At 57.8% G+C, this 19,322-nt stretch carries 17 protein-coding genes; 13 read left to right on the forward strand and 4 right to left on the reverse strand.

Going from position 1 to position 19,322, the window contains the following annotated elements; genetic code table 11:
- Positions 1-344 precede the first annotated feature (344 nt).
- Entirely contained in the window at positions 345-848 is a 504-nt protein-coding gene (locus WH50_RS20020) for a hypothetical protein (protein ID WP_104152330.1), read from the reverse strand.
- A 362-nt stretch (positions 849-1,210) separates the two neighbouring features.
- Here WH50_RS20020 and metE point away from each other — a divergent pair, with 362 nt between their 5' ends.
- Complete coding sequence (gene metE / locus WH50_RS20025; protein WP_110189046.1) at positions 1,211-3,571, forward strand: 5-methyltetrahydropteroyltriglutamate--homocysteine S-methyltransferase; 2,361 nt, start codon at positions 1,211-1,213, stop codon at positions 3,569-3,571.
- Positions 3,572-3,678: 107 nt separating this feature from the next.
- Here metE and WH50_RS20030 read toward each other — a convergent pair whose 3' ends face one another.
- Positions 3,679-4,344 (reverse strand): hypothetical protein, encoded by a 666-nt coding sequence (locus WH50_RS20030; RefSeq protein ID WP_110189047.1) that lies wholly within the window; start codon positions 4,342-4,344, stop codon positions 3,679-3,681.
- Between the two features lie 701 nt (positions 4,345-5,045).
- Between WH50_RS20030 and WH50_RS27040 the strand changes: the two genes are divergently transcribed.
- On the forward strand, positions 5,046-5,588 hold the full coding sequence (locus WH50_RS27040; RefSeq protein ID WP_341476842.1) for a malate:quinone oxidoreductase: 543 nt from the start codon (positions 5,046-5,048) through the stop codon (positions 5,586-5,588).
- A 390-nt stretch (positions 5,589-5,978) separates the two neighbouring features.
- Here the strand turns inward: WH50_RS27040 and WH50_RS20045 are convergent, their stop codons facing one another.
- On the reverse strand, positions 5,979-6,533 hold the full coding sequence (locus tag WH50_RS20045; RefSeq protein ID WP_110189050.1) for an MFS transporter: 555 nt from the start codon (positions 6,531-6,533) through the stop codon (positions 5,979-5,981).
- A gap of 273 nt (positions 6,534-6,806) precedes the next feature.
- On the opposite strand from WH50_RS20045, the gene fos reads away from it, so the two are divergent.
- A complete protein-coding gene (fos, locus tag WH50_RS20050; protein ID WP_110189051.1) occupies positions 6,807-7,208 on the forward strand; it encodes a fosfomycin resistance glutathione transferase in 402 nt (133 codons plus the stop codon).
- A gap of 103 nt (positions 7,209-7,311) precedes the next feature.
- Here fos and WH50_RS20055 read toward each other — a convergent pair whose 3' ends face one another.
- On the reverse strand, positions 7,312-8,328 hold the full coding sequence (locus tag WH50_RS20055) for a LacI family DNA-binding transcriptional regulator (RefSeq protein ID WP_110189052.1): 1,017 nt from the start codon (positions 8,326-8,328) through the stop codon (positions 7,312-7,314).
- A gap of 372 nt (positions 8,329-8,700) precedes the next feature.
- On the opposite strand from WH50_RS20055, the gene WH50_RS20060 reads away from it, so the two are divergent.
- The 10 genes from WH50_RS20060 to yghX all read left to right on the forward strand — a co-directional run bounded on the left by WH50_RS20060 (position 8,701) and on the right by yghX (position 19,225).
- Positions 8,701-9,939: an ABC transporter substrate-binding protein gene (locus WH50_RS20060; protein ID WP_110189053.1), complete on the forward strand. Its 1,239-nt coding sequence runs from the start codon at positions 8,701-8,703 to the stop codon at positions 9,937-9,939.
- 130 nt (positions 9,940-10,069) lie between these two features.
- Positions 10,070-10,984, forward strand: coding sequence for a carbohydrate ABC transporter permease (locus WH50_RS20065; RefSeq protein WP_104152307.1), 915 nt, complete (start codon positions 10,070-10,072; stop codon positions 10,982-10,984).
- 75 nt (positions 10,985-11,059) lie between these two features.
- Positions 11,060-12,145 (forward strand): carbohydrate ABC transporter permease, encoded by a 1,086-nt coding sequence (locus WH50_RS20070; protein ID WP_341476843.1) that lies wholly within the window; start codon positions 11,060-11,062, stop codon positions 12,143-12,145.
- Between the two features lie 27 nt (positions 12,146-12,172).
- Positions 12,173-13,309, forward strand: coding sequence for an ABC transporter ATP-binding protein (locus WH50_RS20075; RefSeq protein WP_110189054.1), 1,137 nt, complete (start codon positions 12,173-12,175; stop codon positions 13,307-13,309).
- A 68-nt stretch (positions 13,310-13,377) separates the two neighbouring features.
- Positions 13,378-14,124 carry a sugar phosphate isomerase/epimerase family protein gene (locus WH50_RS20080; RefSeq protein ID WP_110189055.1) on the forward strand — a complete coding sequence of 249 codons (747 nt, stop codon included), beginning with the start codon at positions 13,378-13,380 and terminating at the stop codon, positions 14,122-14,124.
- A gap of 88 nt (positions 14,125-14,212) precedes the next feature.
- Positions 14,213-15,409, forward strand: coding sequence for a Gfo/Idh/MocA family protein (locus WH50_RS20085; protein ID WP_110189056.1), 1,197 nt, complete (start codon positions 14,213-14,215; stop codon positions 15,407-15,409).
- A gap of 13 nt (positions 15,410-15,422) precedes the next feature.
- The gene (locus tag WH50_RS20090; RefSeq protein ID WP_110189057.1) at positions 15,423-16,475 is read left to right on the forward strand and encodes a sugar phosphate isomerase/epimerase family protein; all 1,053 of its coding nucleotides are present in this window, start codon (positions 15,423-15,425) and stop codon (positions 16,473-16,475) included.
- 22 nt (positions 16,476-16,497) lie between these two features.
- Positions 16,498-17,646, forward strand: coding sequence for a Gfo/Idh/MocA family protein (locus WH50_RS20095; protein ID WP_110189058.1), 1,149 nt, complete (start codon positions 16,498-16,500; stop codon positions 17,644-17,646).
- Between the two features lie 189 nt (positions 17,647-17,835).
- Positions 17,836-18,219: a pentapeptide repeat-containing protein gene (locus WH50_RS20100; RefSeq protein WP_110189059.1), complete on the forward strand. Its 384-nt coding sequence runs from the start codon at positions 17,836-17,838 to the stop codon at positions 18,217-18,219.
- A gap of 118 nt (positions 18,220-18,337) precedes the next feature.
- A complete protein-coding gene (gene yghX, locus WH50_RS20105; RefSeq protein WP_104152300.1) occupies positions 18,338-19,225 on the forward strand; it encodes a YghX family hydrolase in 888 nt (295 codons plus the stop codon).
- Positions 19,226-19,322: the final 97 nt, after the last annotated feature.

The following is a 19,322-nucleotide window of genomic DNA, read 5'->3' on the forward strand; positions in this document are numbered from 1 at the left end:
GGAGTAGTCCGGTAGCGATGCGTTTTAACAGGTCGTTGAAAAGCTATCTGCGTTGCCGAATACCGCGTCAAAAACAGGCTCACAGCCAAAGGCTGAACGTGCTTTAGCACGGCCCCGAAGGGGCGAGCGGAGCGAGTCAAATGCTCATTTAGTTCACTAAACTCCGCTTTTTCGCCTGTTTCTTGTGCCCTCGGGGTATTTCCTTGTCTCGGCGGCCTCGATAACGTTTTTCAACAGCCTGTTAGAAGGCAAGTGATTAAGGGGAAGACCGCACCGCCGTAATGGGGTGCGGTTTGTCGTTATCGCTACACCGGATGCAGCACGACTGAATAGCGCGGTGTGGTTTAGCAGGGCTGACCGATCTGGGCAGCCAGATCCTGTGCTGCGGCCAGATGTTTCAGTTCAATCTTAGTACCCCCCAGACCCACAATTTCCACATTGGCGCACTTGTTGACCGGGTAGCCCATGGCCTCCAGACGCACGCTTTCAATGCGGTTGAACTTGATATGGGCCTTGTAACTGATGGGCCAGCCGGAGTTCAGACGTACTGCATCGGCCGTCACATCCAGACTCATGTTGAATGTATAGAGCAGCTGTTTGATCAGCTTCTTCAGGGCAAGTAAGGCAGGGATGTACAGCAGCCACGGGATGATGCTGGCCCAGCTGACAAAAATAAAATCAGCGATGAAGTCCACTTTCTTCAGATCAGTCAGCTGCACAATCAGCCAGTTTTCCAGCGGCGGTTGCAGGTTGGCGGCCAGTATCAGCAGGAACAGAAACAGAATGACGGGTTTGATCAGACTCAGCGGGCTAATTCGGTAGGTGGTCAAAATGGTATCCGTCTGCATATAAGCTTTCCTTAACAAAACACGCGGCCGTGGCCATAGGATTGATTGTTATTTCTTGCGGGGTTGACGCCGGGAGCCGGTGAACCAGAGCGGTGTCTGTGCCAGTGTCCGTTCTGGCGGCAGGTGCCGTGGTAGCCGTTGTCAGTCGCTCGGTAGGGCGCAACCAAGGGCATAGAATACCCGAACTCAGCCGCTTCATGATGGCAAAAAATCGAATGATTATTTAATTTGTTCAAGTTAAATCATAAAAATATGAGATTTACTAATTTTTTGTGGGGTCGCACACTCTGTTCATCACTTAATTAGACGCATGCTTGGCGCATATCTCCGAGTGGCGTTTCTGATCATTTGAGGACAGCAGAATGACTATTACCCATACCCTGGGCTTTCCACGTGTCGGTGCCCGTCGTGAACTGAAATTTGCTCAGGAAGCCTACTGGAAAGGCGAGAGCAGTCAGGAAACCTTGCTGCAGCTGGCCAGAGAGCTGCGCCAGCGTCACTGGCAGCAGCAGGCTCAGGCAGGCATCGATCTGGTGCCCGTCAATGATTTTTCCCTCTATGACCACGTACTGGATACCTCTCTGTTACTCGGTGTCATCCCCGAGCGCTTCGGTATCGCCGACGGTTATGTGGGGCTGGATGACTATTTCCGCATGGCACGAGGCCGCGCCCCCAGTGGCGAGCCGGTCGCCGCTCAGGAAATGACCAAGTGGTTCGACACCAACTACCACTATCTGGTGCCGGAGCTGGCCCCGGATCAGACCTTCTCCATCCGCAGCAGCAAGCTATTTGACGAAGTGGACGAAGCTCAGGGGCTGGGCCTCAGGGCCAAACCTGTGCTGGTTGGCCCGCTGACCTTCCTGTGGCTGTCCAAATTCCGCGGTTCGCAGGACGCGCATGATCATGCTGATTGCTGTGGCGCAGCGAATGGCTGTGGTGCTGCGCAGTTGCAGGATCTGGCGCAGGATGAAGGCAAGCTGCAACTGTTGCCTGCCCTGTTGCCCGTCTACAACCAGATTCTGGCGAAACTGGCGGCGCAGGGTGTCGAGTGGGTGCAGATTGATGAACCAATCTTGTCGCTGGAGTTGCCCCAGAGCTGGCTGGATGCCTTTACCCGCAGCTACGCCGGGCTGGAAAAGTCGGGTGTCAAAGTCCTTCTGGCCACCTATTTTGGTGAGCTGCAGAGCAATCTGGCCGTGGTGGCCAAGCTCCCTTTTGACGGTCTGCACATCGATGCGGTGCGTGGTGCCGCGGAAGTGGACGTCGTCTTTCAGGCGGTGCCTGCAGACCGGGTGATTTCGGTAGGTATCGTTGAAGGGCGCAATATCTGGCGCAATGATCTGCGTGCCAGCCTGACACTGCTTGCCCGTCTGCAAGCCCGCTATCCGCAGCAGATCTGGATCGGTTCCAGCTGCTCCCTGCTGCATGTGCCGGTCGATCTGGCACAGGAGCAAAGCCTTGATGAAGACATCACCTCCTGGCTGGCCTTTGCAGTACAGAAAGTAGGGGAGATCGCCGTATTGCGACTGGGGCTGGATAAAGGTGCCGAGGCAATTGACGCCGTACTGAGTGCGGCAGATGCTGCCCGGCACAGCCGCAAGACCTCGGCCCTGATCCACCGAGCGGACGTCAAGGCACGTCTGGCGGCCAGTAGCGAAGCGGACGCCAGTCGCCATCAGCCCTATGACGTGCGGGCCAGAGCGCAGGCCAAACGTCTGCAGCTACCGGTACTGCCAACCACCACCATTGGTTCTTTCCCGCAGACTCAGGCCATACGCAAGGCACGTCTGGCGTTTCGTAAGGGTGAGCTGAGCGAAGCGGATTACAACGCGGCGATGAAGGCAGAAATAGCCGGTTGCGTCGCCGCTCAGGAAGACTACGGCCTCGATATGCTGGTGCACGGTGAGGCCGAGCGTAACGACATGGTGGAATACTTTGCCGAGTTCCTCGATGGCTACGCTTTTACTAGCTACGGCTGGGTGCAGTCTTATGGCTCACGCTGCGTCAAACCGCCGGTGATTTTTGGTGATATCCGCCGTCGTGTGCCCATGACGGTGGCCTGGAGTACCTACGCACAGTCGCTGACCGATAAACCGATGAAAGGCATGCTGACCGGGCCGGTGACCATGCTGAAATGGGCCTTTGTGCGGGATGATCAGCCGCTGTCTGAAACCTGCCTGCAGATTGCGTATGCCCTGCGCGATGAAGTGGTGGATCTGGAGAAAGCCGGTATTGCCGCGATTCAGATCGATGAACCTGCGATCAAGGAGTGCTTGCCGCTGCGCAAGGCGGAATGGTCATCCTGTTTGCAGTGGGCCGTGCGTGCGTTTCGCATTTCTGCTTCAGGCGTGCAGGATGACACCCAGATTCACACTCACATGTGCTATTCGGAGTTCAACGACATCATTGATTCCATTGCCGCACTGGATGCTGACGTGATTACCATCGAAACCTCACGCTCGGCGATGGAGCTGCTGGATGCCTTTGTGGACTTCCGCTATCCCAATGAAATCGGTCCGGGGGTCTATGACATTCACAGCCCCAATGTGCCCAGTGTTGAGCAGATGGTGGTGCTGATGCACAAGGCGGCAGAGCAGATTCCGGTGCAGCGTCTATGGATCAATCCAGATTGTGGCCTGAAAACCCGCGGCTGGCCTGAAGTGGAAGCCTCGCTGCGTAATATGGTCACGGCGGCCAGACAGCTGCGCACCGAGCTGGCCTGAGGGTGATGCGTATCTGCGCATGACGGTGTGTTAATCCGTCGCTGACTCAACCCCGTTGCCCACGGGCACCGGGGTTTTCCTGTTACGGGGCAACCCTGCAAACGGGGTTAGTGAGTGGTGGCGGGTAGCTTGAACTCAAATACCTCTTCCAGCTCACTGGTGTTCCAGGGCGTAAAGCCAAAGCGGTCTTCAAACAGCTCTTCCACGACTTTCTCGGTCAGCTGGCATTCCAGCAGCTCTTCTTCACGGTCACCCTTGTAATAGACCTTCTCGATTTCCACCTCATCCAGTTCATCTTCATCCATGACCAGATCGTCGTCAGCTTCTTCGCCGTCATAAAGCAGATAGAAAGGGCAATCCAGCCACGCCTGCTCGATTGCAGGAGGGGTGCCGGTATCAATACTGGGCGGGAAGTCGCCGCTTTCCTGCAGGCGGGCGCGGACCAGCACACCCTGATGCAGGATGGCATAGCCATAGGTGCCGCCGGATTCGAGCACGGCGAAGGCGATGATTTCCTCTGGCATATCCAGAGCGTGATAGATCTGCTGTAACTGCTCGGAGGAACTACGGAAGGTGTTTAGGCCAAGGTCCGCATTGATGATCAGCACAGTTTCGCCATCCGTCTCGACGCGGAAGGAACCCGCATCACGGGTATCGAACTCGCTGTCGCCTGTCACGGCCACCGGCTCCATCCCGGTCAGGCGGGCAATGTAGTCAGCGGGGGTAATTTCTTTCTGCGTCTTGAACGCCAGTCCGGCAATGCTGAATCCCATATGTTGTCTCTGCTGTGAGTGAGAGGGGAAAACACAACCCAATCATCAGGTTGAGTGTGCATTCTGGCGGTTCCCTGTGGTCCAAGGCAACGCTGTCTTGCTGCTCTCTCCCGAGTGATGCAACGGTTTGCTATGGCTGCAATACGAATAACAATCGCCTGCATGAGTACGGTATTAATTGAGAAAGGTATTAGCAGTTATGAATATCAGGCTGGAATAAAAGGGTATGGAAATAATTAGCGGCATGACTATGAATTAAAGGGTTCTAATGGATTTAAAGGACATAATTCGGCCTTTATATCCCTTCATGGATTTGCATCAGGGCAATCGTTAGAATCCGCCGCTCAAGCTTGATGTGCAGATCATGCACCTGTCCTGATCTTTTTTCAGCAAGGAGAATGCAGCCGGAAGCCACGTGTGCAGAGGCTTGGCTGAATTCCATATTCCATGAATAGTGGGAATATGTGCTGAGTATTTTTTTACCGGGATGTAAGCGCTTTATCGTGACGGCGGTGTTGCTTCTGCCATCGGCAGAATAGTCCTAGAAAAAGCACGTTATAGAACGATATAGCCATGGAGAATGGCTGCAGAAATTCTATTTCAAGGCTTCCACTATTGCCCACGATAAAAGAAACCTGCCCATGAGAAAGTTTGCTAAAGCGCTTCTCTGCCTGAATCTCTTTGTGACAGCTGGTCACGCGATGGCAGAAAATCAGAAAACTGACGTCCTCCTGATTGGCGGCGGCATCATGAGTGCCACCCTGGGGACTTACCTGCAGGAACTGCAGCCAGACTGGCATATTGATCTGTACGAGCGTATGGACCATGTCGCCGGAGAAAGCTCAAACGGCTGGAATAACGCCGGTACTGGCCACTCGGCCTTCTGCGAGCTGAACTACACCCCCGAAAAAGACGATGGCACCATCGACACCAGCAAGGCGGTCAAGGTAAACGAAGCCTTTGAAATCTCCCGCCAGTTCTGGTCGTACCAGATTCGCAATCAGGTCCTCAATAATCCCCGTTCCTTTATCAACAACACACCGCACATGAGCTTTGTGTGGGGTGATGATCGCGTCGACTTCCTCAGTGGAGCAGGCGGTGGCATCGGGGTTGTCTTTCCACACTTCATCCTGTGTTTCTTTGGGGAACATGGCCAGCTGATGGTTGTGGGTGCACAGCAGGCTCCCGCCAGTGCGGCGATGCAGTCGGTAAATTCCGGCAGGGAGATTTCCAGACCGCCGTAGGCTTTGGGCAGAAAGGCGCGATGCAGGCTGACCTGTTTGAGCAGGTCAATATTCTCCTGCGGTACTTTGCGCAGCTGTTCGGTGTGCTCGGCGTTGGCGGCAATGGCAGGCAATATCGCCTTGAGGTCTTGCAACAGCGGGTTGTGCTTTTTCATCGCGGGCTTCTCTCTCGTTATCGTTATTTGAGTAGGGGCCGGTGTACTGGCAGCCTCAGAACGGGTTCCGGGTCCGGCATGAAGTGCATTGTTGCCAGCGAGAGTCAGGCGGTGAATGTGCGTTCCGAAGGATCACTTGTACTTTTCAATCGCATTGAGTCAGTGGCATAGAGGCCCGCCGGCCAAAAAGGATTGCAAGGCCGGGCGTCGGTTGCCACAAGCCCTGCCATCGGGCTTATTGACTCCGGGTATGTTTGGCCTCCGTGGCGGGTATAACGACGGGGCGCTGGCGGGTGAGGGACAGGGCGGCCAGACACCCGAGGGCACAGCCTCCTACCATCATTGTCATCGGCAGCGGCGTTCCGTCATGCAGTGCGCTGGTGACAGAGCTGGCCAGCGCGCCCAGGCCAAACTGGGTGGCAACAGCCATGCCCGCCGCCGCGCCACCCAGCGCCTGCACGATACGCAGGGCGATCAGCTGGCCGATGCTGTCTGCCAGCAGACAGCCCACACAGGCCAGGGCATAGAGGGCAATACCGAGCAAAAGCAACGGGCGCCGACCGTATTTGTCAGACAGCGGGCCATACAGCAGCATGCCGCCAAACAGCCCCAGCAGGAAGGCACTGATGGTCAGCTGGGTCTGGCTGGCATCCGTATGAAGATCCGTGGCAATGGCCGGTAACCCGGCCAGATACATATCAATGGAGAGTGGCCCAAAGGCCTGCAGCGCTGCCAGCAGCACAATCAGCCAGGGGCCACGCAGCGCGGAGGGAGTGGAAGCAGGTTGCATCGCTGTGGTCCTTTAAGCGGTAGTCAGTCTCGTTAGTCTTACTAAATTAACATGTTAAATAAATGGCGAGACTAATCCCTTCGCGGATGCACGGCAAGGCCGTGTGAGCTGATCGAGTTAACTGAGGCAGTTAGCTGATGAAGTGAACTGAAGGAGTTCACTGAGAAGAAGCGGATTAGTCTGGCGGTGGATGTCGAGAGCTTGCCAAATTCCGCGCTGGCTGTACTTTGGCCTGTCAGGTAACACGATGAATCCGCTTTTGCAGGAGGACATATGCCCAGTGGACTCAATCATGTAACGCTGGCCGTCAGCGATGTGCAGCGCTCGCTGGCTTTTTACACTGAGGTGCTGGGCTGTGTGCCCAGAGTCAAATGGCAGCGGGGTGCCTATCTGCAACTGGGCGAGCTGTGGCTTTGCCTGTCGCTTGATCAGGTCTGCCCGGCGCAGGATTACACCCATTACGCCTTCAGCATTGAAGCCCACGAGCTGCCGGGAATGCGGGCGCTGTTGAAGGAGCGACAGGTGCCATTGTGGAAAGACAACCGCAGTGAAGGGGAGTCGCTGTATTTTCTGGACCCGGATGGCCACAAACTGGAAGTGCATGTCGGCGACCTGCACAGCCGCCTTGCAGCACTGCGTGACCAGCCCTATGACGGGCTGGAGTGGTTGGACTGATTGCTTCCCGTCAGTCACACGGCATTGAAATGACTGGCGAATGCTTGTCTATAGCATCTGAGCTTCGCTTTCCTTGTATTGTCCCACCGCGAGCACGTGATCATCAGCTTGCTGGCGCAGCAGTACTTTCCCTGATCACCAGTTCCGTCCCCAGCACAATCTCCTGCTTTTTGACCTTGCCCGGCTGATTGATCAGATCCAGTAACAGGGCAGCCGCCTGTCGGCCAATCTCCTTGCGGGGCTGGTGGATGGTGGTCAGTGCCGGATAGAAGCGGGCGGCGAACTGAATGTCGTCAAACCCTACCACCGATACCTGCTCAGGTACGCGGATGCCGTGGCGGCGCACTTCATCAATAAAACCGAAGGCCAGCTCATCGTTGGCACAGGTGATGGCGGTCGGGCGCTCGGTCTGGGCAAGCCACTGCCGGGCCGCAGCGGCACCGGCATCCATGGAGAAATCACCGCTGTATACCCAGCTGTCGGCGACCGGCAGGGCGGTATCGGCCATGGCCTGCCTGAACCCGGCCAGACGCTCCTTGGTCAGCACGTTCGCCAGCGGACCGCTGAGATGGCCGATGCGCTGATGGCCCAGTTGCAACAGATGCTGCGTGGCGCTGGCCAGTGCGGCGGCGTTATCGACACAGACGGTGGGCAGTTCCGCACCTTCGATACGCTCACTGACCACCACCACGGGGGGCAGTGCGGTATCGCTCTGTTCTCCCAGCGAGGGCAGGGTGCCATCGAGGATCAGAATGCCGTCGGCACGGTTGCTGCGCACATAGTCGTAAAGCCGGTGCTCCACATGGGGATCACAGTTGGTGTTGGCAATCAGCAGGTTGTATCCCTGCTGGCTGGCGGTTTCTTCCATGCCCGCCAGCAGTAGCGAAAAGTAAGGGTTGCCGATGTCCGGCACGGTCACCAGCAGCATCCGTGAACGATTCATGCGCAGGCTGCGAGCGGCTTCGTTCAGGGTATAGCGGGTGGCGGCGATGGCGTCGGCCACACGCTGACGGGTCTCCTCCGAGACCTTGTCGGGCTCGTTGATGGCCCGGCTGACGGTGGCGGTGGAGACACCGGCAGCACGAGCGACATCCTGCACTGTCGCGGCTCTGTTCTTCACGGTTGTGCCCTCAAAATTTTTTTAGTTTTTATCTTGTTGTATCCGTTCAGTTTTTCCAGATTTTCCAAACTTCTCTGTGGTTTTGGCGCGGAACTGCGCTTGACAGTCAGAATGGGTGAAATCTATGGTTGCTCCTGCAATGTAATCAATTACATTTTTATTTGAGGTGAAATGTAATCGATTTCATAACGTTTGAAAAGGTCGATTTTTGATCAGTTCAGGCGCTGGTGAGGTAGCGCAAACACCGTTCTGGCACGTGTTTCCGGCAGGCGCACCGGGGGCTGTCAAGGTCAGGGCATCACATCACTACGGGGATTACCGATCCGGCAATAACACCACAATCTGAAGCGTACTCGTGGAGACAATAAAAATATGAAATACACGATTCCACTGGCTGCAGCCCTGTCTGCAGCCCTCTGGCAACTGCCTGCGCAGGCTGCCGATCTTGAAGTGATTCACTGGTGGACCTCTGGCGGTGAGCAGGCGGCGGTGTCCGTGCTGGCCAGGGAGTTTGACCAGCTGGGGGCCGACAAATGGAAAGACAGTGCCATTGCTCAGGGTGAGAATGCCCGTGCCGTGGCCTATCAGCGCATCTTTGGTGGCACGCCACCGGGAGCGGCGCAGTTCAATACTTCACGTCAGTTTGAAGAGCTGATCAATGCCGGTCTGCTGCAGGATTTGAGCAGCGTGGCTGACAAAGAGCAGTGGGCTTCGTTTATCCGGCCTCCCGCTATCTTCGGACCCTGTCAGAAAGACGGCAAAGTCTACTGCGTGCCCGTCAACCTGCACTCGGAACAATGGATCTGGGTTAACCGCAAGGTCTATCAGCAGGCGGGTGTAACCGAGCCTACGACCTGGCAGGACTTTCTGGAGTCTGCTCCCAAAATCAAGGCGGCGGGCTTTATTCCGCTGGCGCAGGGTGGTCAGCCCTGGCAGGAGTTTCTGCTGTTTCGCGACATGTTGCTGGGCATGGCGGGTAAGGATGTCTGGTATCAGGTCTGGCGTGACAAGAATGCCGATGTTGCCGGAGGCAGCGCGGTACGCAAGGTGTTTGAAACCATGGGTGAGCTGCGCCAGTACACCGATCAGGGCATGGCCGGCCGCAACTGGAACGACACCACCAATCTGGTCATCACTGGCAAGGCGGCGGCTCAGGTCATGGGTGACTGGGCGCGCGGTGAGTTCGTGCTGGCTGGTAAACAGCCGGGTGAGGACTATGACTGCATTCCCGGCCCGTCACCTGAGCCTTATCTGACCACCAATGGTGACGTCTTTATCTTTCCCAAACAGAAAGACCCGGCAGTCACTCAGGCGCAGTTCAAGCTGGCTTCCATGCTGGTGGACGCACGGGTACAGACGCTGTTCAACAACGCCAAGGGGTCACTGCCCATTCGTGATGATGTGGACATGAGTCTGGCCGATGCCTGCATCAAGAAGGGCCTGGCGCTGCTTAAGCGACCTGATGCCATCGTGCAGGGCTATGCCCTCTTTATTACCCCTGATACCCGCGGGCAGATCGAAGATCTCCTGACGGAATACTGGAGCACGCCAGATATGACGGTGGATGCAGCCCAGCAACGCTTTGTCGAGATTATCGGCGACGCTGACTGAGAGCGTTCACCCATCAGCGACAGGGCCCTGCACGGTGTGCAACGCCGCAGGGCCAGAGGATCGCCGATGATGAGTACGTTCTGAGTATGACGGGCCGGTTACGCTGGCCCCGCTATCAGGGGGGAGCCCTATGTCTTCATCTGCATCTCAGTCCGGGCGGGCAGGCGCTGCCCGCAAACGCTGGCAGTGGCGTCCGCTGCTGGCAACCACGCCCATGGCCCTGACGGCCATCGGTATCTTCGTGGTCTGTGTGGTGTATTCGGTGGTACTGGCATTCACCAGAACCAAACGCTTCCCGACCTTTGATTTTGTCGGTTTCGATCAGTTCGGCCGTCTCTGGCACACCAGTCGCTGGCTGGCATCGGTGGAGAATCTGCTGATCTTTGGTGTGCTGTTTATTGCCATCTGCCTGCTGGTCGGCTTTCTGCTGGCGGTGCTGATGGATCAGAAAGTGCGGATGGAAAGTGCCTTCCGTACCGTCTTTCTCTATCCCTATGCCATGTCTTTCGTGGTGACCGGGCTGGTCTGGCAGTGGATGCTGGAGCCCAGTCTCGGCATCCAGAACGAGGTACGCAGCTGGGGCTGGAGCAGCTTCAGTTTTGCCCCGCTGACCGACCCTGATTTTGCCATCTATGGCGTCATCATCGCCGCCGCCTGGCAGTCCTCGGGGCTGATCATGGCCCTGATGCTGGCGGGCCTGCGTGGTATCGACAGCGATATCTGGAAGGCGGCACGGGTCGATGGCATCCCCACCTGGCAGACCTATCTGTTCATTGTGTTGCCGATGATGCGGCCGGTGGTGGTGACCTCGGTGGTGCTGCTCGGCGCCAGTGTGGTCAAGGTGTATGACCTGATCGTGGCGCAGACCGGCGGTGGCCCCGGTATCTCGACCGAAGTGCCTGCCAAGTTCGTGATCGACTACATCACCGAGCGCGGCAATGCCGGGCAGGGGATGGCTGCGGCCACCATGATGCTATTGCCGATTCTGCTACTGGTAGGCCCCTGGGTCTATAACGAGTATGTGCGCCGCGGTGCGCGTCCCTGAGTGTTGAGTCGTGAGCTGCTGCGTGTTGCGCAGAGGATTATCGACCGACCCCAAGCCACAACAAGGATAACGACCATGGCCAAAATCGATGGGATGACCCATTCCAGCCTGATCGGGCGTGCAGCAGTCACACCGCGCTCGGTCTCCCCCCGGGTCCGACGTCGCAGTACGGCAGCGGTGGCAGTGAGAGCAACTGCTGTTGTAGAGACGCAGGTGGACGAAGGCACCGCTGAAGCGCTGGCGACCGCTGCCCTGCAGCAGCTGGGGCAAACGGACAGCGTGCAGCCTAAACCTGCCAGCCGTCGCCGTACGCAGCAACGCTATGGCCGTCTCGGTATCTATGGCTTCCTGCTGCTCTCGGCACTGTTTTTCGCCATTCCACTGTACGTGATGATCATCACCTCCATGAAAGGCATGCCGGAAATTCGCCTCGGCCAGCTGTTCAGTCTGCCCGGTGACCCCACCTTTGCTGCCTGGATCAAAGCCTGGTCACAGGCCTGTACCGGGGTGACCTGTGAAGGTATTCAGGCCGGCTTTTTTAACTCCATCAAGATCACGCTGCCCAGTGTGGCGCTGTCGATCCTGATTGGCTCCATCAATGGTTACGCCCTGTCGTTCTGGCGTTTCAGGGGGGCCAACCTGCTGTTCGGCATTCTGGTATTTGGCGCCTTTGTGCCTTATCAGGTGGTGATCTACCCGATGATCATCGGATTCCGGGAAGTCGGTCTGTACGGCACCCTGACCAGCATCATTCTGGTCCACACCATGTTCGGCATGCCGATCATGACCCTGCTGTTCCGTAACTACTTCGCCTCCCTGCCCAGCGAGCTGTTCAAGGCAGCACGCATCGACGGTGCCGGGTTCTGGCAGATCTTTCTGCAGATCATGCTGCCGCTGGCGGTACCTATCATCATCGTCGCCGTCATTCTGCAGACCACCAATATCTGGAACGACTACCTGCTGGGGCTGATCTTCGCAGGCTCCGACAATCTGCCGATGACAGTGCAGCTGAACAATATCGTCACCACGACCTACGGTGTGCGTGAGTACAACGTCAACATGGCGGCTACCATGCTGACGGCGGCGGTGCCTCTGGCCGTGTATCTGCTGTCAGGCAAGTACTTCGTACGGGGTATTGCTTCCGGTGCCGTCAAAGGCTGATCACTGCTGCGAACAGGAGAAATTCCCATGACTCATCTCTCAACAGCTGCCCGCGCGGATAACCCATACAGCGTCGCCATTCGCGATCTTGATCTGGACTTTGACGGCGTACGGGTGCTGCGCTCACTCAATCTGAACATTCACAAGGGCGAGTTTCTGGTGCTGCTGGGCTCTTCCGGCTGTGGCAAGTCCACGCTGCTGAACTGCATCGCCGGGTTGCTGGATATCACCGACGGTCAGATTCTGATCAATGATCGTGACGTGACCTGGGAAGAACCCAAGGACCGTGATATTGCCATGGTGTTCCAGTCATACGCCCTGTACCCGCAGATGACGGTGGAAAAGAACCTGTCTTTTGCGCTCAAGGTCGCCGGGGTCAACAAGGAGGAAATTCAGCGCCGGGTCAGCAAGGCGGCAGAGATGCTGCACCTCACGCCCTTGCTGCAGCGCAAGCCTGCAGCACTGTCTGGCGGACAGCGGCAGCGGGTGGCCATTGGCCGGGCACTGGTGCGTGATGTGGATGTATTCCTGTTCGATGAGCCGCTGTCCAACCTCGACGCCAAGTTGCGTACCGAGCTGCGGGTGGAGATCAAGCGTCTGCATCAGCAGCTCAATAACACCATGATCTATGTCACCCATGACCAGATCGAAGCGCTGACCCTGGCAGACCGCATAGCCATCATGAAGGAGGGGGTGATCCAGCAACTGGACACGCCGCAGACCATCTACAACAAGCCGGTCAATCGCTTTGTGGCCGGGTTTATCGGCTCCCCCGGCATGAACTTCCTGCAGGGACAGTTACAGCTGCAGGACAGCCAGCCCTGGTTTATCGCGGACAGCGCACTGGCCGGACTGAGCGTGCCGCTGACCCACTATCCGTTTTGTGCCGATCTGACCGGCAGCAAGGCGGTGGAGCTGGGGGTGCGACCAGAGCATGTGGTGGTGGGTGAGGCCGCCACTGCCTTGCCTGTCTGCCAGGAGGTCGGGGTAGAAATCGTCGAGCCTATGGGCAGCGATACCCTGGCCTGGACCCGCCTGGCAGGGCAGGCCTTTTCCTTTCGTACCGATACCGAGCTGAATCTGAAACCGGGAGACCGGCTACTGATCGGTTTTGACCCGGCGCGGGCGTCCTGCTTTGACGCTCGCAGCGGCGAACGAATCTGACAGCGAGCCTAATTTCTAACCAACAATAACTAGCGTCGCCAGAGGGCGATGCCATCGAGGAAATCATCATGGCGGATTGGTCTTTTCAACTGTACAGCGCCCGTAACTTCCCCCCACTGGCGCAGACCCTGCAATTGCTGGCAAAAACAGGCTACAGCCAGGTGGAAGGCTATGGCGGCCTGTATCCACAGCTGGATGAGCTGCAGCAGGCACTGCAGGCGTCGGGCCTGACCATGCCGACGGGGCATTTCGGCTGGGACATGCTGAAGCATCACTTTGCCGATGCCGTGCATATCGCCCGCACACTGGGCATGCATACGGTGATCTGCCCCTATCTGCTGCCCGATGCCCGGCCCACCGACAGCGAGGGCTGGCTGGCCTTTGCCGCAGAGCTGGAGCAGGTGGCTCAGCAGCTTAAGCAGGAGGGCTTCGGCTTTGCCTGGCACAACCATGATTTTGAGCTGAAAGCGCTGCCGGACGGTGGCATCCCCATGGCGTTACTGCTGGAAGGTGCACCTGGCATGCAATGGGAAGTCGATGTCGCCTGGGTGGTACGCGGTGGAGCCAACCCGCTGCACTGGATCAGTGAGTACGGCGCCCGTATCTGCGCTGCCCATCTGAAGGATATTGCCGCGGTGGGTGAATGCCGCGATGAAGACGGCTGGGCCGATCTGGGCCATGGCGTCATGGACTGGTCAACTATCTGGCGGGCACTGCAGGCCACGCCTGCCAGGGTATTTGTCATGGAGCACGACAACCCCAGCGATCTGGCGCGTTTTGCCGCCCGTTCGCTCAGCACTGCCCATGCACTGTGACCCAAGCCACTGTGACCCAAGCCACTTTGACCTGAACATTTTGATCTGAGCATTTTGATCCGAGCATTTTTGATAAGGACACGGAATCATGACCAACCACAGTCATCCTCAGGGGAACATCAATGGCAGCCAGAGCGCCGGGCAGGAACGCGTGCTGGGCGTCGGTATTATCGGCTGCGGTAATATCTCCGCTGCCTACCTCAAGCTGGCACCGCTATTTCACGGCATAGAAATGCGCGCCTGTGCCGACCTGAACAGTGCTGCAGCTGACGCCCGTGCCCGGGAGTTCGGCATCGCCTCGCGCAGTATCGAAGCGCTGCTGGCCAGCACGGATATCGACATCATCATCAATCTGACCGTACCGGCAGCACACTTTGATGTGTCCATGGCCATTCTGGAAGCAGGCAAGCACGTGTACTCGGAGAAGCCGCTTGTGCTGGAGCTGGAACAGGGGCTGGCCTTGCAGCAGGCCGCCACATCCCGCGGGCTGGCGGTTGGCTGTGCACCGGACACCTTCCTCGGCGGTGCTCATCAGCAGGCGCGTGATCTGATCGACAGCGGCAGGCTGGGGACCATTGTTGGCGGCACCTGCCATGTGATGAGCCATGGTATGGAGCACTGGCATCCTAACCCTGATTTCTTCTTCAAGCATGGCGGAGGCCCCGTGCTTGACCTTGGGCCTTACTACATCGCCAACCTGATCAACCTGATCGGGCCGGTCAAACGGGTGGCTGCCATCAGTGCCATTCCCAGCAAGCAGCGGGTGATCAGCAGTGAGCCACGCAAAGGTCAGCTGATTGAGGTGGAGACCCCGACCACCATTCATGCTCTGTTGCAGTTCCACAACGGTGCCACCGTAACCCTGGGCGCCAGCTGGGATGTCTGGGCGCATCGTCACGGCAATATGGAGCTGTATGGCAGCGAAGGGTCGATCTATGTGCCGGACCCCAACTTCTTTGGTGGTGATGTGCGTTACACCGAGCGCAGTGGCGAGGCCCAGCTGCTGCAACCCTGGGATCACCCGTTCAGCCTGCCCAACTATCCGGCAGAGGCACCGAAGTTCGCTAACTATCGCACCGCAGGGCTGGCCGAAATGGCGCAGGCACTGTTACTGGGTGAGGAGCCACGCTGTTCGCTGTCACGCACGCTGCATGGCATCGAGGTGATGACGGCCATTCTTGAATCCGGCGAAACGGGTCAGTTTGTCGAGCTGCAGACGTACTGTGAGCGTCCGCCTGCCCTTGATCCTCAGGCTGCCCGCGCCTTGCTGCGCCAGCCTCACTGACGGAGGAGTTGCGATGAAAACCATCAAAGGACCGGCCATCTTTCTGGCTCAGTTTGCCGGAGACCAGCCTCCGTTCAACTCTCTGGCGGCCATCTGCCAGTGGGCCGCTGACAAGGGCTTCAAAGGGGTTCAGTTGCCGAGCAATGATGCCCGCCTGTTTGATCTGGCGCTGGCGGCGGAATCACAGACCTACTGTGATGAGGTCACCGGTAGTGCAGCGGAACACGGCATTGTCATCACCGAGTTGTCTACCCACCTGCAGGGGCAGCTGGTCGCGGTGCATCCGGTGTACGACGCGCTGTTTGATGCCTTTGCGCCTGAGCCTCTGCGTGGCAAACCGGCAGAGCGTCAGGCATGGGCAGTGCAGCAGCTGAAGCTGGCGGCAAAAGCCTCGCGGCGGCTGGGCCTGCAGGCTCACGCTACCTTTTCCGGAGCGTTGCTGTGGCCGTTTCTCTACCCCTGGCCACAGCGTCCGGCCGGGCTGGTAGAGGAAGGTTTTGCTGAACTGGGGCAGCGCTGGCGGCCTATTCTGGATGCCTTTGATGAGCAGGGCGTCGATCTGTGTTACGAGATCCATCCCGGTGAAGACCTGCACGACGGCGCCACCTTCGAGCGTTTTCTGGCGGCAGTGGATCAGCATCCGCGCTGTCACATCCTGTATGACCCCAGCCACTTCGTGCTGCAGGCGCTGGATTATCTGGCCTTTCTCGATATTTACGGCGAGCGGGTCAAGATGTTCCATGTCAAGGATGCCGAACTCAATGGCAACGGCCGCAGCGGCGTATACGGTGGCTATCAGGACTGGCTGCAGCGGCCGGGGCGCTTCCGATCGCTGGGTGACGGCCAGGTCGATTTCAAGGCCATCTTTTCGCGGCTGGCGGCCATGGATTTTGATGGCTGGGCGGTACTGGAGTGGGAGTGCTGCCTCAAACACCCCGAAGACGGCGCAAGCGAGGGGGCTGCCTTTATCCGCGATCATATTATTCGGGTCACGGATAAAGCCTTTGATGACTTTGCCGGTGCGGCGACTGACCGTGGACGTAATCGGGCCATTCTGGGGTTGTAATCAGACGCAGGGGAGATAACCCATGACTAAACCACGTATCCGTCTGGGCATGGTAGGCGGTGGTCAGGATGCCTTTATCGGCGCCGTTCATCGTATCGCCGCCCGCATTGACGATCAGTTTGAGCTGGTCGCCGGAGCACTGTCGTCAACGCCTGAGCGTGCGCTGGCCTCCGGCCTTGCGCTGGGGCTGGAGCAAGCGCGGATCTACAGTGATTTTGAGGTGATGGCCCGGGAGGAAAGCGAGCGTGAAGACGGTATTGAGGCCGTCGCCATAGTCACGCCGAATCATCTGCATTTCCCGGCAGCCAGGGCTTTTCTGCAGGCCGGGATTCATGTGATCTGCGACAAACCGATGACGGCCACGCTGCAGGAGGCAGAGGCGCTGTTACAGCTTAGTCAGCAACATCGGGCGCTGTTTGTCCTGACCCATACCTACACCGGTTACCCCATGGTGAGGCAGGCACGGGAAATGGTGGCTAGCGGACAACTCGGCACTTTGCGGGTAGCGCAGGTCAACTATACCCAGGACTGGCTGACCGAGCCGCTGGAGCAGAGCGGTAACAAGCAGGCCAGCTGGCGCACCGATCCTGCGCGCTCCGGTGCTGGCGGCTGCATTGGTGACATTGGCACCCATGCCTATCAGCTACTGAGCTATATCAGCGGGCTGAAGACGGCTTCGCTGTGTGCCGAGATGAGCCGTTTTGTAGCCGGGCGTACGCTGGATGACAACGTGCAGGTACTACTGCGGATGCACGGAGGCGCCCGCGCCACGCTGTGGGCCAGTCAGGTCGCTGCCGGATGTGAGAACCGTCTGGACATCCGTCTTTACGGAGACAAGGGTGGGCTGGAGTGGTCACAGGAGCATCCCAATCAGCTGTGGTTCACCCCTTATGGCGGACCTGCTCAACTGCTGACCCGCGGTGGTGCCGGGGCAACGGCTCTGTCGCGTGCCGAGTGCCGGGTGCCTGCTGGCCATCCGGAAGGGTATTTGGAGGCCTTTGCCTCGCTCTACCGGGATACCGCAATGGCGATCCGTCATTACCAGCAGACGGGTGAGGTGGCACTGTCGGCCTTGCTGCCGGGTATCGAGGACGGTGTGGAGGGCATGCGCTTTATTGACTGTGCGGTGCGATCAGGCCGTGACGGCGCGGTATGGGTTGGTCTGGCCTGATGGTCATAATGTTTTCTTATTGTTTCGATAAAGGTTGAACGGTGTAAATTGTGATTCTGTCCGTCTAGCCTTATCAACAGCCTTGGTGTGCCCTGGCGCCTGCTCACGGTGCCTGTTCATGGTGCCTGTTCATTGTTTAGGGAGCAGGCAGGGTCATGGCGGGGTGGTTGGTAAATGAAGGAGGGCAGGATGGCTGAGAGTAAAAATCCTTTTCCTGATGTGCAGTTCAAAGGGTATGAATTTTCAGGATGTGACATGAGAAAGGCCTCGTTCAACGGGGTGGATCTCAGTCACTCATCCTATTGGGCTGTGCTGAAGCAGGCCCGATTTGAGGACTGCAATCTGCACGCCTGTGTCTTCACCAATGCCAATCTCGCCAGTAGTACCTTCGAGAACATCAATCTGAGCGATGCCACATTCCACAACATCAATATGTCGGGTGTGTCGCTGCGCAATCTGAACCTGTCTAACGTGCAGATTGCTGATGCCAACATGACAGGTATGACGATCAACGGTGTTCTTGTTGCCGATCTCTTTGCTGCCTACGAAAAGGTCGCGAAAAGTGAAGGGTGATGCACACCAGAGGAGGTTGACGTGATCAGTGTGCGAATCTCTTCGCAGGGTGATCGTGCTGGACATAAGTGACCGCAGCAGGGCGGCCCCCTGCAACAGGTGATGACAGGAGAAGCGGATGAGCCGTCTTACTGCAAAGGATTTTCCTCAGGAGTTGCTGGAGCTTTACGACTACTACGCTCACGGCAAGATTTCCCGCCGCGAGTTTCTCGACCGCGCCACCCAGTACGCCATCGGTGGCGCTACGGCGGTGTCGCTGCTGGCAACCCTGAGCCCGAACTATGCACTGGCGCAGCAGGTGGAGTTCACCGACCCTGATATTCTGCCGCAGTACATTACCTACTCCTCACCCAACGGCCACGGCGAAGTGCGGGGTTATCTGGTGATGCCAGCCAAACTGACAGGCAAGGTGCCGGCTGTGGTGGTGGTGCATGAAAACCGTGGCCTGAACCCCTATATCGAAGACGTTGCACGACGGGTTGCCAAGGCCGGTTATATAGCGCTGGCGCCCGACGGGCTGAGTTCGGTAGGCGGCTATCCCGGTAATGACGATAAGGGCCGCGAGCTGCAACAGCAGGTTGATCCGACCAAATTGATGAATGATTTCTTCGCCGCCATCGAGTTCCTGATGAAGCACGAGTCCAGCACCGGCAAGGTGGGCATCACTGGTTTCTGCTATGGCGGCGGCGTCGCCAACGCAGCAGCAGTGGCCTATCCGGAGCTGGCGGCTGCGGTGCCATTCTATGGTCGTCAGCCCAAGGCGGAAGATGTGGCGCGTATCAAGGCGCCATTGCTGCTGCACTATGCCGAGCTGGATACCCGCATCAACGAAGGCTGGCCTGCCTATGAGGCTGCCTTGAAGGCAGACGGCAAGGTGTACGAGGCCTATGTCTATCCCAAGGTCAATCATGGCTTCCACAATGATTCCACCCCCCGTTATGACGAAGCCGCGGCCAAGCTGGCGTGGGATAGAACGCTGGAGTGGTTCAAGAAGTATCTGGCCTGACGGACGGTTGACGACCCGCTGCGTGTCGGCCACAGGGCGTTGAAACAGTCGTCAGCTTTGAGTTGACAGCTGGCGTGAGAAAAAGCGGTTACCTGCC

It is taken from the genome of Pokkaliibacter plantistimulans (genome assembly GCF_003194385.1).
In the GTDB taxonomy this organism is placed as follows: Bacteria; Pseudomonadota; Gammaproteobacteria; order Pseudomonadales; family Balneatricaceae; genus Pokkaliibacter; species Pokkaliibacter plantistimulans.

Bases quoted from the DNA above. Each gene is read 5' to 3' on its own strand.
- WH50_RS20020 (WP_104152330.1), bottom strand. From the start codon at position 848: ATGCAGACGGATACCATTTTGACCACCTACCGAATTAGCCCGCTGAGT.
- metE (WP_110189046.1), top strand. From the start codon at position 1,211: ATGACTATTACCCATACCCTGGGCTTTCCACGTGTCGGTGCCCGTCGT.
- WH50_RS20030 (WP_110189047.1), bottom strand. From the start codon at position 4,344: ATGGGATTCAGCATTGCCGGACTGGCGTTCAAGACGCAGAAAGAAATT.
- WH50_RS27040 (WP_341476842.1), top strand. From the start codon at position 5,046: ATGGCAGAAAATCAGAAAACTGACGTCCTCCTGATTGGCGGCGGCATC.
- WH50_RS20045 (WP_110189050.1), bottom strand. From the start codon at position 6,533: ATGCAACCTGCTTCCACTCCCTCCGCGCTGCGTGGCCCCTGGCTGATT.
- fos (WP_110189051.1), top strand. From the start codon at position 6,807: ATGCCCAGTGGACTCAATCATGTAACGCTGGCCGTCAGCGATGTGCAG.
- WH50_RS20060 (WP_110189053.1), top strand. From the start codon at position 8,701: ATGAAATACACGATTCCACTGGCTGCAGCCCTGTCTGCAGCCCTCTGG.
- WH50_RS20065 (WP_104152307.1), top strand. From the start codon at position 10,070: ATGTCTTCATCTGCATCTCAGTCCGGGCGGGCAGGCGCTGCCCGCAAA.
- WH50_RS20070 (WP_341476843.1), top strand. From the start codon at position 11,060: ATGGCCAAAATCGATGGGATGACCCATTCCAGCCTGATCGGGCGTGCA.
- WH50_RS20075 (WP_110189054.1), top strand. From the start codon at position 12,173: ATGACTCATCTCTCAACAGCTGCCCGCGCGGATAACCCATACAGCGTC.
- WH50_RS20080 (WP_110189055.1), top strand. From the start codon at position 13,378: ATGGCGGATTGGTCTTTTCAACTGTACAGCGCCCGTAACTTCCCCCCA.
- WH50_RS20085 (WP_110189056.1), top strand. From the start codon at position 14,213: ATGACCAACCACAGTCATCCTCAGGGGAACATCAATGGCAGCCAGAGC.
- WH50_RS20090 (WP_110189057.1), top strand. From the start codon at position 15,423: ATGAAAACCATCAAAGGACCGGCCATCTTTCTGGCTCAGTTTGCCGGA.
- WH50_RS20095 (WP_110189058.1), top strand. From the start codon at position 16,498: ATGACTAAACCACGTATCCGTCTGGGCATGGTAGGCGGTGGTCAGGAT.
- WH50_RS20100 (WP_110189059.1), top strand. From the start codon at position 17,836: ATGGCTGAGAGTAAAAATCCTTTTCCTGATGTGCAGTTCAAAGGGTAT.
- yghX (WP_104152300.1), top strand. From the start codon at position 18,338: ATGAGCCGTCTTACTGCAAAGGATTTTCCTCAGGAGTTGCTGGAGCTT.